General features: G+C 51.8%; 12 protein-coding genes. 11 read left to right on the plus strand and 1 reads right to left on the minus strand.

Features of this window, described 5'->3' with window-relative positions:
- The first annotated feature begins 102 nt into the window (after positions 1 to 102).
- From FDW96_RS21555 to FDW96_RS21605, 11 genes are all read left to right on the plus strand, one after another.
- Positions 103 to 864 (plus strand): M48 family metallopeptidase, encoded by a 762-nt coding sequence (locus FDW96_RS21555; RefSeq protein WP_137366286.1) that lies wholly within the window; start codon positions 103 to 105, stop codon positions 862 to 864.
- A gap of 171 nt (positions 865 to 1,035) precedes the next feature.
- Positions 1,036 to 1,719 carry a (d)CMP kinase gene (gene cmk / locus FDW96_RS21560; RefSeq protein ID WP_061381864.1) on the plus strand — a complete coding sequence of 228 codons (684 nt, stop codon included), beginning with the start codon at positions 1,036 to 1,038 and terminating at the stop codon, positions 1,717 to 1,719.
- Positions 1,720 to 1,832: 113 nt separating this feature from the next.
- Positions 1,833 to 3,506: a 30S ribosomal protein S1 gene (gene rpsA, locus FDW96_RS21565; protein WP_003035776.1), complete on the plus strand. Its 1,674-nt coding sequence runs from the start codon at positions 1,833 to 1,835 to the stop codon at positions 3,504 to 3,506.
- A 159-nt stretch (positions 3,507 to 3,665) separates the two neighbouring features.
- A complete protein-coding gene (gene ihfB / locus FDW96_RS21570) occupies positions 3,666 to 3,950 on the plus strand; it encodes an integration host factor subunit beta (protein ID WP_003035780.1) in 285 nt (94 codons plus the stop codon).
- Positions 3,951 to 4,155: 205 nt separating this feature from the next.
- The gene (locus FDW96_RS21575) at positions 4,156 to 6,420 is read left to right on the plus strand and encodes a ComEC family protein (protein WP_137366287.1); all 2,265 of its coding nucleotides are present in this window, start codon (positions 4,156 to 4,158) and stop codon (positions 6,418 to 6,420) included.
- A gap of 36 nt (positions 6,421 to 6,456) precedes the next feature.
- Positions 6,457 to 8,205 (plus strand): lipid A ABC transporter ATP-binding protein/permease MsbA, encoded by a 1,749-nt coding sequence (gene msbA, locus FDW96_RS21580; RefSeq protein ID WP_042309449.1) that lies wholly within the window; start codon positions 6,457 to 6,459, stop codon positions 8,203 to 8,205.
- Entirely contained in the window at positions 8,202 to 9,179 is a 978-nt protein-coding gene (gene lpxK, locus FDW96_RS21585; RefSeq protein ID WP_137359934.1) for a tetraacyldisaccharide 4'-kinase, read from the plus strand. Before msbA ends, lpxK begins: the two co-directional genes overlap by 4 nt.
- 41 nt (positions 9,180 to 9,220) lie before the next feature.
- A complete protein-coding gene (locus FDW96_RS21590; RefSeq protein ID WP_137366288.1) occupies positions 9,221 to 10,453 on the plus strand; it encodes a winged helix-turn-helix domain-containing protein in 1,233 nt (410 codons plus the stop codon).
- 51 nt (positions 10,454 to 10,504) lie between these two features.
- Positions 10,505 to 10,687 carry a protein YcaR gene (ycaR, locus tag FDW96_RS21595; RefSeq protein WP_003035793.1) on the plus strand — a complete coding sequence of 61 codons (183 nt, stop codon included), beginning with the start codon at positions 10,505 to 10,507 and terminating at the stop codon, positions 10,685 to 10,687.
- Positions 10,684 to 11,430: a 3-deoxy-manno-octulosonate cytidylyltransferase gene (gene kdsB / locus FDW96_RS21600; protein ID WP_042309444.1), complete on the plus strand. Its 747-nt coding sequence runs from the start codon at positions 10,684 to 10,686 to the stop codon at positions 11,428 to 11,430. Before ycaR ends, kdsB begins: the two co-directional genes overlap by 4 nt.
- Positions 11,431 to 11,595: 165 nt before the next feature.
- Positions 11,596 to 12,489 (plus strand): YcbJ family phosphotransferase, encoded by an 894-nt coding sequence (locus tag FDW96_RS21605; protein ID WP_038639330.1) that lies wholly within the window; start codon positions 11,596 to 11,598, stop codon positions 12,487 to 12,489.
- A 58-nt stretch (positions 12,490 to 12,547) separates the two neighbouring features.
- Here FDW96_RS21605 and elyC read toward each other — a convergent pair whose 3' ends face one another.
- Positions 12,548 to 13,312 (minus strand): envelope biogenesis factor ElyC, encoded by a 765-nt coding sequence (elyC, locus tag FDW96_RS21610; protein WP_061381860.1) that lies wholly within the window; start codon positions 13,310 to 13,312, stop codon positions 12,548 to 12,550.
- Positions 13,313 to 13,409 lie beyond the last annotated feature (97 nt).

Here is a 13,409-nt window from a genome sequence, read left to right on the forward strand (position 1 = left end):
GGGTCCGTAACCGCACTGTTTTTATGCTTTCAACTAATGCTAATTTGTTGATGATTTAACTTATTTATTTGTTTTTGTTATATATATCAACGGAAGATTAGCATGAAGCATAAATCACTCTTTTTGGCGTTAGCGGTTTCCGCCACATTGCTGACTGGTTGTAAAAATGGCGTGAATGGCGATCTTGTTGCCAGTTCCGGTATGGCTGCTTATAAAGCAGCGACACTTTCTGATGCTGATGTCAAAGCCCTCTCTAACAGTTCATGTAAGCAGATGGATAGCGAAAATCAGCTGGCGGGCGCGAAAAGTAAGTACACTAAGCGCCTGAATAAAATTGCGAAAGCGTTGGGTAATAACATTGATGGAACGCCGGTCAACTATAAAGTTTATATGACCAGTGATATCAATGCCTGGGCAATGGCGAATGGATGCGTACGTGTTTATTCGGGCTTGATGGACCTGATGACCGACAATGAAATAGAAGGTGTGCTGGGTCATGAACTGGGCCATGTTTCTTTAGGACACTCACGTAAAGCAATGCAGACCGCGTATGCCACTCTGGCTGCGCGTGATGCTATTTCTGCGACCAGCGGCGTCGCTTCTCAGCTTTCCCAGTCTCAGTTGGGCGATTTAGCTGAAGGCGTGATTAATTCAGCGTTCTCCCGTAGTCAGGAATCAGATGCGGATGACTTTTCCTATGACTTGCTGACAAAACGCGGTATTGACCGTCAGGGCTTAGTGACTGCGTTTGATAAGTTTGCCACTATGGACGCAGGCCATGCAAAATCGCTGATGGATTCTCACCCAGCATCTGACGAACGCGCTCAGCATATACGTGAACGTATCGCAGCAGATAAAAAGTAAAACAGTGTCATCTTCCGGGCTGGTTTCTCATCAGCCCGCTATAATTGCGCAATTCTTCTTCATATCGTTACAGACTAATCGGGTTTTTACACTCTGTGTTAACGATTATTTGCGTTGGCGCGTATAATGCGCGGCGTTCACGTTAACGTATGCCCGTTTAAGGAGAAAAAGATGACGGCAATTGCCCCGGTTATTACCATTGATGGCCCAAGCGGTGCAGGTAAAGGCACCTTGTGCAAGGCAATGGCGGAAGCATTGCAGTGGCATCTGTTAGATTCAGGCGCGATCTATCGCGTACTGGCGCTCGCAGCGTTACATCATCATGTCGATGTTACCTCTGAAGATGCTCTGGTACCGCTTGCCTCACACCTGGATGTGCGTTTTATCTCAACGGACGGCAACCTGGAAGTCATTCTGGAAGGTGAAGATGTTAGTGGCGAAATCCGCACTCAGGAAGTGGCGAATGCCGCATCCCAGGTGGCTGCTTTTCCCCGCGTGCGCGAAGCGCTTTTACGTCGTCAACGCGCATTTCGCGAAGCGCCTGGCCTGATTGCCGACGGACGCGATATGGGGACCGTCGTGTTCCCGGATGCGCCGGTGAAAATTTTTCTGGACGCCTCCTCGCACGAACGTGCGCATAGACGTATGCTACAGTTGCAGGAGAAGGGCTTTAGTGTTAACTTTGAACGCCTTTTGGCCGAGATCGAAGAACGCGATTACCGCGATCGTAATCGTGCTGTAGCGCCGCTGATTCCTGCTGCTGATGCTTTAGTTTTGGATTCAACCCGATTAAGCATTGAGCAAGTGATTGAAAAAGCGTTACAATATGCGCGCCAAAAACTGGCACTCGCTTAAGTGCGACCGAATTTGCAGTACCCCCGTTGCAACGGACTGACAGCGGGTATGTTAAACAACCCCATCCGGCATGGAGCCAGGTGGACGTTAAATATGAAACCTGAAGATTAAACATGACTGAATCTTTTGCTCAACTGTTTGAAGAATCCTTAAAAGAAATCGAAACCCGTCCGGGTTCCATCGTTCGTGGTGTTGTTGTTGCTATCGACAAAGACGTAGTACTGGTTGACGCTGGTCTGAAATCTGAGTCCGCCATTCCGGCAGAGCAGTTCAAAAACGCCCAGGGCGAACTGGAAATCCAGGTTGGTGACGAAGTTGACGTTGCTCTGGATGCAGTAGAAGACGGCTTCGGTGAAACCCTGCTGTCCCGTGAGAAAGCTAAACGTCACGAAGCTTGGATCACGCTGGAAAAAGCTTACGAAGAAGCTGCAACCGTTACTGGTGTTATCAATGGCAAAGTCAAGGGTGGCTTCACTGTTGAGCTGAATGGTATTCGCGCGTTCCTGCCGGGTTCCCTGGTAGACGTTCGTCCGGTCCGCGACACGCTGCACCTGGAAGGCAAAGAGCTTGAGTTCAAAGTCATCAAGCTGGATCAGAAGCGTAACAACGTTGTTGTTTCCCGTCGTGCCGTTATCGAATCCGAAAACAGCGCAGAACGCGATCAGCTGCTGGAAAACCTGCAGGAAGGCATGGAAGTTAAAGGTATCGTTAAGAACCTCACTGACTACGGTGCATTCGTTGATCTGGGTGGCGTTGACGGCCTGCTGCACATCACCGACATGGCATGGAAACGCGTTAAGCATCCGAGCGAAATCGTAAACGTTGGCGACGAAATCACTGTTAAAGTGCTGAAGTTCGACCGCGAGCGTACTCGTGTATCTCTGGGCCTGAAACAGCTGGGCGAAGATCCATGGGTAGCTATCGCTAAGCGTTATCCGGAAGGTACCAAACTGACTGGTCGCGTGACCAACCTGACCGACTACGGCTGCTTCGTTGAAATCGAAGAAGGCGTTGAAGGCCTGGTTCACGTTTCCGAAATGGATTGGACCAACAAAAACATCCACCCGTCCAAAGTTGTTAACGTTGGCGATGTAGTGGAAGTTATGGTTCTGGATATCGACGAAGAACGTCGTCGTATCTCCCTGGGTCTGAAGCAGTGCAAAAACAACCCATGGCAGCAGTTCGCGGAAACCCACAACAAGGGCGACCGTGTTGAAGGTAAAATCAAGTCTATCACTGACTTCGGTATCTTCATCGGCCTGGACGGCGGCATCGACGGCCTGGTTCACCTGTCTGACATCTCCTGGAACGTTGCAGGCGAAGAAGCAGTACGTGAATACAAAAAAGGCGACGAAATCGCAGCAGTTGTTCTGCAGGTTGACGCAGAGCGTGAGCGTATCTCTCTGGGCGTTAAACAGCTCGCAGAAGATCCGTTCAACAACTGGGTTGCACTGAACAAGAAAGGCGCAATCGTAAACGGTAAAGTCACTGCAGTTGACGCTAAAGGCGCAACCGTAGAACTGGCTGACGGCGTTGAAGGTTACCTGCGCGCTTCTGAAGCTTCCCGTGACCGCGTTGAAGATGCAACTCTGGTTCTGAGCGTAGGCGACGACGTTGAAGCTAAATTCACCGGCGTTGATCGTAAGAACCGTGCAATCAGCCTGTCTGTTCGTGCTAAAGACGAAGCTGATGAGAAAGATGCAATCGCAACTGTTAACAAACAGGAAGATGCAAACTTCTCTAACAACGCAATGGCTGAAGCTTTCAAAGCAGCTAAAGGCGAGTAATATCGAGTTCTCTAAATCCTTTGTGCCGTTAACAGCACAAAGGGTGACGAGTAGCTTGACAGATTACAGGATTCGTCCTGTAATCAATGACAAAGGGCGGCTACGGCCGCCCTTAATCAATGCAGCAGCTAATTATGCCTTTAAGGAACCGGAGGAATCATGACCAAGTCAGAATTGATTGAAAGACTTGCAACCCAGCAACCTCATATTCCCGCGAAAGCGGTTGAAGATGCAGTAAAAGAGATGCTGGAACATATGGCCTCGACTCTTGCGCAGGGCGAGCGTATTGAAATCCGCGGTTTCGGCAGCTTCTCTTTGCATTACCGCGCACCTCGCACCGGACGTAATCCGAAGACCGGCGATAAAGTGGATCTGGAAGGGAAATACGTTCCGCACTTTAAACCAGGTAAAGAACTGCGCGATCGCGCCAATATTTACGGTTAAGTTTTTAGCTAGACTTAACGCCGAGAAAAGCACCTGTATGGGTGCTTTTTTCATTTCTGCAGGTTCATACTGGAATCCTCATCCCAGTTAATTCGCACGTTACATCCGCTGCTGAATATCAGCGGAACGCGTGCCGTATAACAGTAAATTGTCGCCAGACAACCGTTGAGTATTACTGCACACTTCCCGCAACAGGGAGGTATTGATGAAAATAACAACGGTGAGTACGTGTGCATTGTGCGGCATTCTCCCTCTGATGCTATTACCCGCGCTGCCTGAAATGCTGAGCATCGGCGTTGTATTTTGTCTGGCATGTCTGCTCTGTCTTTTTCCCCACAAACATATGCGTCTCGCCGGATTAACCCTGCTGTTTTTTCTTTGGGGAATAATGGCGGCGAAAGATGCGCTTTGGGCGGGTAATACGCTTCCTGCTAAAAACCAGCAGGCAATCGTGCGCATAACCGGAACCGACAATATGACCACGCACTATGGTCAGATCACGCACCTGCAGGGGCGGCGAATCTTTCCAGCGCAAGGAATTGTTCTGTATGGGCAGTACCTGCCCGGCGACGTTTGCGCGGGCCAGACATGGGCGATGACGCTGAAAGTTCGCGCTGTACACGGCCAATTGAACGAGGGGGGATTTGACAGTCAACGTTATGCGTTAGCACAGCATCAGCCGCTGACGGGACGGTTCTTGCAGGCTTCGGTCATCGCGCCACAATGTAGCTTACGTTCGAAGTATCTCTCTTCGTTGAAAATCCAGCTCGCCAACTATCCCTGGCAGCAGGTCATACTGGGGCTGGGAATGGGGGAGCGCCTGTCCGTGTCACAAGAGGTAAAAGCCATTATGCGTGATACCGGCACGGCGCATTTGATGGCTATCTCCGGGCTGCATATTGCGTTTGCCGCACTTCTGGCGGGAGGACTGATTCGCGGTGGACAATTTTTTATGCCAACCAAATGGATTTGCTGGCAGGTTCCGTTGGTTGGCGGGATTATCTGTGCGACATTCTATGCCTGGTTAACGGGGCTTCAGCCTCCTGCATTGCGCACGATTGTCGCGCTGATGGTCTGGGGGGCGCTGAAGCTAAGCGGCAGGCAGTGGAGCGGATGGTCGGTCTGGGTCTGTTGTCTCGCAGCCATCGTGGTGGCGGATCCTCTCGCTATTCTGTCACAGAGTCTGTGGTTATCTGCTTTTGCCGTCGCGGCGCTGATATTCTGGTATCAGTGGGTACCTTTACCTGCCTGGTCTCTTTCTCGCATTGGACGCATACTGCTGGCCCTCGCGCATCTGCAACTGGGGATCACGATTCTGCTTCTGCCTGTGCAAATTTCGATGTTTCACGGCATCAGCCTGACTTCATTGGTGGCTAATTTATTTGCCGTACCGCTGGTCACGTTTGTTTCCGTACCGCTGATATTAGCCGGCATGCTGGTGCATTTAACCAGTCTGGGAGGGCTGGAATCGGGACTGTGGTATTTAGCCGATCGCTCTCTGGCGCTGTTATTTTGGGGACTTAATGCTCTGCCTCAAGGCTGGATCAATATAGATGCTCGCTGGCAATGGCTTGCATTGGCACCTGGGCTGATGCTCATCGCATGGCGACTGAATGCCTGGCGTACTCTACCGATGCTTTGTTTCACAGTGCTATTTTTGCTGAGTGAACCGCTCTGGCGCGCGCCACGCACGGATGCATGGCAAGTGCATATGCTGGACGTCGGGCAGGGACTGGCGATGGTGATCGCCCGCAATGGGAAAGCAATTCTATATGATACGGGGCTGGCATGGCCTGAGGGAGATAGCGCGCAGCAATTGATCATTCCCTGGTTACGCTGGCACAACCTCAAGCCAGAAGGGATAATTTTAAGTCACGAGCATATGGATCATCGGGGAGGGTTGCGCTCGCTGCAACAAGCATGGCCATTCTTATGGATAAGAAGCCCACTAGGCTGGAAAGGTCATCTCCCGTGTTTTCGCGGGGAACGCTGGCAATGGCAAGGATTAACGTTCAGTGCACACTGGCCCCTGCGCGGAAATAAAGCGCGGGGGAATAACCAATCCTGCGTGGTTAAAGTCGATGACGGATACCAGAGTATTCTTCTGACCGGTGATATTGAGTCTCCCGCTGAACAAAAAATGCTAAGTCACTACTGGTCTCATCTGCAGTCAACTGTCATGCAGGTTCCACACCATGGCAGCAATACTTCGTCATCACTGGCGCTGATTCAGCGTGTTGGCGGACAGGCGGCGTTGGCCTCGGCATCCCGTTACAATGCCTGGCGACTGCCATCCTGGAAGGTGAAGCGGCGCTATCGGCAACAAGATTATCAATGGCTGGACACGCCACATCAGGGGCAGATTACGCTGGATTTTTACCCACAAACCTGGCAAATGCGCAGCATGCGGGATCAGATTTTACCCCGTTGGTATCATCAGTGGTTTGGCGTGTCGGAGGATAACGGGTAGAATATGCGGCTATTCTAACAAATGCTGGTTTTTTGAATGCATAACGATAAAGATCTCTCTACGTGGCAGACGTTTCGCCGACTATGGCCAACCATAGCGCCTTTTAAATCGGGTCTGATCGTGGCGGGTATAGCGTTAGTCCTTAACGCGGCCAGCGATACCTTCATGTTATCGCTCCTCAAGCCATTACTGGATGATGGTTTTGGTAAAACTGACCGCTCGGTGCTGCTGTGGATGCCGCTGGTGGTCATTGGGCTGATGATAGTTCGTGGCTTAACCAGCTATGTCTCCAGCTATTGTATCTCATGGGTGTCGGGCAAAGTGGTTATGACCATGCGCCGTCGCCTGTTTGGTCACATGATGGGCATGCCAGTCTCCTTTTTCGATAAACAGTCTACAGGTACGTTGCTGTCACGTATTACCTATGATTCAGAGCAGGTAGCGTCATCGTCTTCCGGCGCGCTGATCACCGTGGTACGTGAAGGGGCCTCAATTATTGGCCTGTTCATCATGATGTTCTATTACAGCTGGCAGCTGTCATTGATTCTGATAGTACTGGCGCCAATTGTATCAGTGGCGATTCGTGTGGTTTCTAAGCGCTTTCGTAGCATCAGTAAAAACATGCAAAACACCATGGGGCAGGTTACGACCAGTGCGGAGCAGATGCTGAAAGGCCACAAAGAAGTTCTGATTTTTGGTGGGCAGGAAGTCGAAACTAAACGCTTTGATAAAGTCAGCAACAAGATGCGTTTACAGGGTATGAAGATGGTTTCCGCCTCTTCGATCTCCGATCCTATCATCCAGTTGATTGCGTCTCTGGCTCTGGCCTTCGTGTTATATGCAGCCAGTTTCCCAAGCGTCATGGAAAACCTGACGGCAGGGACCATTACCGTTGTCTTCTCGTCAATGATCGCGCTGATGCGTCCGTTGAAATCGCTAACTAACGTCAACGCGCAGTTCCAGCGTGGTATGGCGGCATGCCAGACCTTATTCACGATTCTGGATAGCGAACAGGAGAAAGACGAAGGTAAACGCGTTATCGAACGCGCTACCGGCGATCTGGAATTCCGCAATGTGACCTTTACTTATCCGGGACGTGAAGTCCCTGCGCTGCGTAACATCAACCTGAATATTCCGGCGGGTAAAACCGTCGCTCTGGTTGGTCGTTCGGGTTCAGGTAAATCTACCATCGCCAGTCTGATCACGCGCTTCTACGATATCGATGAAGGGCAGATTCTGATGGACGGACACGATCTGCGCGAATATACCCTGGCATCCCTGCGCGATCAGGTTGCTTTGGTTTCGCAGAATGTGCACCTGTTTAACGATACGGTCGCGAATAACATCGCCTACGCGCGTACCGATTTATACAGCCGTGAGCAGATTGAAAAAGCGGCGCAGATGGCCTATGCCATGGATTTCATCAATAAGATGGATAATGGTCTGGATACGGTGATTGGTGAAAACGGCGTATTGCTTTCCGGCGGACAGCGTCAACGTATCGCTATCGCCCGTGCCTTACTGCGTGACAGTCCGATCCTAATCCTTGATGAAGCTACGTCGGCTCTTGATACTGAATCTGAACGCGCGATTCAGGCTGCACTGGATGAGCTGCAGAAAAACCGTACTTCTCTGGTCATCGCACACCGTCTTTCTACCATTGAACAGGCGGACGAAATCATTGTAGTGGAAGACGGGGTGATTGTTGAGCGCGGAACCCATAACGAGCTGATTGAGCAACGCGGCGTGTATGCGCAATTACACAAAATGCAATTTGGTCAATGATCGCACGTATCTGGTCTGGTGAATCGCCGCTGTGGCGCTTATTACTTCCACTCTCCTGGCTGTATGGTCTGGTGAGTGGGGGGATCCGCTTATGCTACAAACTTGGACTCAAGCGCGCATGGCGTGCGCCGGTACCAGTAGTCGTAGTGGGAAACCTTACCGCAGGCGGGAACGGTAAAACGCCGGTGGTGATTTGGCTGGTTGAACGACTACAGCAACGTGGTATCCGCGTGGGCGTGGTTTCTCGTGGTTATGGTGGAAAAGCCGCGGCTTACCCGCTGTTGCTGACAATAGATACTACGACTGCAGAAGCGGGCGATGAACCAGTGCTCATCTACCAGCGTACAGGCGTGCCTGTAGCGGTCTCTCCGAACAGAGCGGATGCGGTAAAAGCCATTTTGGCGCATCATGATGTGCAGATTATTGTGACGGACGATGGTCTACAGCATTATCGTCTGGCGCGAGATGTTGAAATCGTGGTGATTGACGGCGAACGTCGGTTTGGCAATGGCTGGTGGCTTCCGGCCGGTCCAATGCGGGAACGCGCAGGTCGGCTTAAATCGGTGGATGCGACAATCGTTAACGGTGGCAGTCCGCAGCCGGGGGAGATCCCCATGCGACTTGAACCAGGGCTGGCCGTTAATTTACGCACGGGTGAACGTCGTGATGTGGCAAAGCTAAGCAATATAGTTGCCATGGCGGGTATTGGCCATCCGCCCCGTTTTTTTGCCACGCTTGAAGCGTGCGGAGCCAAACCACAAAAATGTATTGCGCTGGCAGATCATCAATCTCTGACCTACAGTGACGTCAGTGCGTTTTCAGACGCAGGGCAAACGCTGGTGATGACGGAAAAAGATGCGGTTAAATGCCGCGCATTTGCTGATGATAACTGGTGGTATTTACCCGTGGACGCACATTTGTCAGGCGAACGGCCTGATATGTTGCTGGATAGCTTAATCTCGCTGACTCGCTAACGGATTCAAGCTGCGGCAGCGAATCATTTATGAGGTCATAAATGTCGTTGCCGCACCTTTCTCTGACGGATGCTCGCCATCTTCATCTTGCCGCCCAAGGGCTGCTGAAAAAAACACGCCGCCGGGCATCTCCTGCCGATATTCTTGCCACCATTTCGCGCATGTCTTTATTGCAAATCGATACCATTAATATTGTGGCGCGCAGCCCTTACCTGGTGCTGTTCAGTCGTTTAGGTGATTATTCCCCGCAATGGCTGGATGACTCGTTACGGCAGGGTGAACTGATGGAGTACTGGGCGCACGAGGCCTGCTTTATGCCGCGCAGTGACTTTATGCTGATACGCCACCGCATGCTGGCACCGGAGAAAATGGGCTGGAAATATAAAGCGGCGTGGATGACAGAACATGCCCATGAGATTGAGCAATTGCTCCAGCATATCCACCATAACGGGCCGGTACGCTCAGTCGATTTTGAACATCCCCGTAAGGGAGCCAACGGCTGGTGGGAATGGAAGCCGCATAAGCGACACCTTGAAGGACTGTTTACTGCCGGGAAAGTGATGGTGGTGGAGCGGCGTAATTTCCAGCGAGTCTATGATTTAACCCATCGCGTCATGCCGCACTGGGATGATGAACGTGACAGGCTTTCACAAGAGGAAGCCGAAATTATCATGCTGGATAACAGCGCCCGCAGTCTGGGGATTTTTCGCGAGCAGTGGCTGGCAGACTACTACCGCCTGAAGCGCCCGGCGTTGAAAAACTGGTGTGACGTGCGCAAGGAACAGCAACAAATTATTCCTGTCGATGTTGAAGGGCTGGGAACCCTGTGGTTGCATAGCGATCTTCAACCGCAGCTTGAGCAGGCACTGGCGGGGAAATTAACGGCAACGCATAGCACGGTTTTATCACCTTTTGATCCGGTGGTCTGGGATCGCAAACGGGCAGAGCAGCTATTCGATTTTAGCTATCGGCTGGAATGTTATACGCCAGCAGCGAAACGTCAGTACGGTTATTTTGTCCTGCCGTTGCTGCATCGTGGACAGTTAGTGGGGAGGATGGATGCCAAAATGCACCGTAAAACAGGTGTGCTGGAGGTGATTTCTCTATGGTTACAGGATGGGGTCAAACCTGGCGTTACTCTGCAAAAAGGGTTGTTCCAGGCGATTGATGATTTTGCCCGCTGGCAGCAGGCAACGCGCGTGACGCTGGGGCGCTACCCTGAAGGTTTATTTGCTGGCGCACGTCATGGTTGGGAAATAGCCCCAACCCGTTAAGCGATTATGTTAATATTTACGGATTCACAATCCGGTCCATCTGGAGGAACTATGGATCATCGTCTGCTTGAAATCATTGCCTGCCCGGTATGCAATGGCAAACTCTGGTTTAACCAGGAAAAACAGGAACTGATTTGTAAACTGGATAACCTTGCTTTCCCACTGCGTGATGGCATTCCCGTTTTACTGGAAACCGAAGCCCGTGTTCTGACTGCGGATGAGAGTAAATCATGAGTTTTGTGGTCATTATTCCTGCGCGTTATGCGTCCACACGTTTGCCGGGCAAGCCGCTGCTGGATATTAACGGCAAGCCGATGATCGTGCATGTGCTGGAGCGTGCGCGTGAATCTGGCGCTGAACGCATTATCGTTGCCACCGATCATGAAGATGTCGCTCGTGCGGTAGAAGCGGTGGGGGGGGAAGTCTGCATGACCCGTGCCGATCACCAGTCTGGTACCGAGCGTCTGGCGGAAGTCGTCGAAAAATGTGGCTTTAGCGATGATACCGTTATTGTGAACGTTCAGGGTGATGAGCCGATGATCCCAGCGGTCATTATTCGTCAGGTGGCCGAAAATCTGGCGCAACGCCAGGTTGGCATGGCGACCCTTGCGGCTCCCATTCATAGTGCGGAAGAAGCATTTAATCCGAATGCGGTTAAAGTCGTTCTGGACAACGAAGGCTATGCGCTCTATTTTTCACGCGCAACCATCCCCTGGGATCGTGACCGTTTTGCCAAAAGCCTGGAAACGGTAGGCGATACCTTCCTGCGTCATCTGGGGATTTACGGTTATCGCGCAGGTTTTATTCGCCGCTATGTTAACTGGCAGCCCAGCCCGCTTGAGCATATTGAAATGCTGGAGCAACTGCGTGTGCTGTGGTACGGCGAAAAAATTCACGTGGCCGTCGCTAAAGAAGTACCGGGTACTGGCGTAGACACTGCCGAGGATCTTGAGCGCGTTCGCGCCGAAATGCGTTAGTTTTTCTCATGGCACTCCCCCCATAATGCCGCATATTTTTGGGAGGAGTGTCGTATCGTTACGTTTTCCCTGTGCTTTTCTTTTCATCAATTGATCTCATCCGGGTGACATCTGTCTGCGCGACGCTCATTATGAAAGCAGTAGCTTTTATGAGGGCAATCTGAAATGGAACAGTTGCGTGCCGAACTCAGCCATCTGCTGGGTGAAAAACTCAGTCGTATTGAATGCGTGAATGAGAAAGTGGATACCGCTCTGTGGTCACTGTACGACAGTCAGGGTAATCCGATGCCGCTGATGGCGAGAAGTTTCACCACGCCGGGGATGGCGCAGCAGCTGGCATGGAAAACCTCCATGCTGGCGCGCAGTGGCACGGTACGTATGCCGGTCATTTATGGCGTCTTAACGCATGAGGAGCATCCCGGTCCTGATGTGCTCTTGCTTGAGCGTCTACGCGGCGTGCCGGTGGAAGCGCCTGCCCGAACGCCCGAGCGCTGGGAACATTTAAAAGATCAAATCGTAGAAGGTTTGCTGTCATGGCATCGGCAGGATAGCCGCGGCTGCGTGGGAGCGGTGGATAACACGCAAGAGAATATCTGGCCGTCCTGGTATCGCCAGCGTGTCGAGGTATTGTGGAGCACGTTGAATCAGTTCAACAATACTGGGCTGACGATGCAGGACAAGCGGATTCTGTTCCGTACCCGTGAATGTTTACCCGACTTATTTGCCGGATTTAATGATAACTGCGTGCTGATCCACGGCAATTTCAGTTTACGCAGCATGCTCAAAGATGCTCGTAGCGATCAGCTCCTGGCGATGGTGGGGCCGGGCTTGATGTTATGGGCGCCAAGAGAATATGAATTGTTCCGCTTAATGGACAATGCGCTGGCGGAAAGCCTGCTTTGGCAATATCTGCAACGCGCGCCAGTGGCGGAGTCATTCATCTGGCGGCGCTGGTTGTATGTGTTATGGGATGAGGTGGCGCAACTGGTCAATACCGGACGCTTTAATCGTTCCAACTTTGATCTGGCGACAAAATCACTGCTGCCGTGGCTCGCCTGACTATCCGGCCTGGAATTCTGCGCTGAATCTGTAGGCCTGATAAGAGGCAACATTTCTGTCAATGTTCCTTTCCTTTCAGCCACTGCCAGATGCGTCCCAGCGTTTCGTATCCGACACGATCGCTGTGCATTAACCAGACGGGCGAGGGAATTGCCCGCTCCCATGGATTAAGCGGGGAATCAATCGCTAACTGATTGGCAGGTGCTGGCAGCGGGTGTAGCCCGGCCTGCTGGAAGAAAATCATGGCACGCGGTAAGTGCGACGCGGAGGTCACCAGCAGAAACGGCGCGTTGCCGATGGCCTGCTTTACTGCCACTGCTTCTTCTTCAGTATCTTTGGGTTGATCCAGCGTGATGATGTCACCCGGCGGCACCCCCAGCGACTGTGCTACGCGGGCGCCGGCTTCCGCGGTACTAACGTTATTCGTTTTTGCGGCGGCACCGGTAAAGATAAGCTTCGACCCTGGATTCGCGCGCCATAGGCGAATACCTTCATTCAGGCGTGGAAGGCTATTGCTAATCAGGTTTGAACTCGGCGCCCACTGTGGGTTCCAGGTATATCCTCCGCCCAGCACCACAACATATTCTACTTTTTGCGTATCCTGCCAGGTGGGATAGCTGTCCTCAATAGGTTTCAGCAAGCTGTCGGCGACGGGTTGCAAGCTCAGGAGTAATAGCGCCAGCCAACTCAGGCTGATACACACTTTCCCTGTTTTTTGAAAGCGGCTAAACCAGACCAGCGCCAGGCCAATACCCATCATCGTTAGCATCAGCGGAAGCGGCAGCATCATACCGCCAATCACTTTCTTCAGCGTAAAAAGCATCCTTTTTGGTTCCTTTTTTAACCATACAGCAGGGGATCTGCAGGGATATTACACCAGGAAGGTTCATTCTCGGCGTGGGTGTGACAAAATAGCGGTT

This window comes from Citrobacter sp. TBCS-15 (genome assembly GCF_005280815.1).
Taxonomy (GTDB): domain Bacteria; phylum Pseudomonadota; class Gammaproteobacteria; order Enterobacterales; family Enterobacteriaceae; genus Citrobacter; species Citrobacter werkmanii.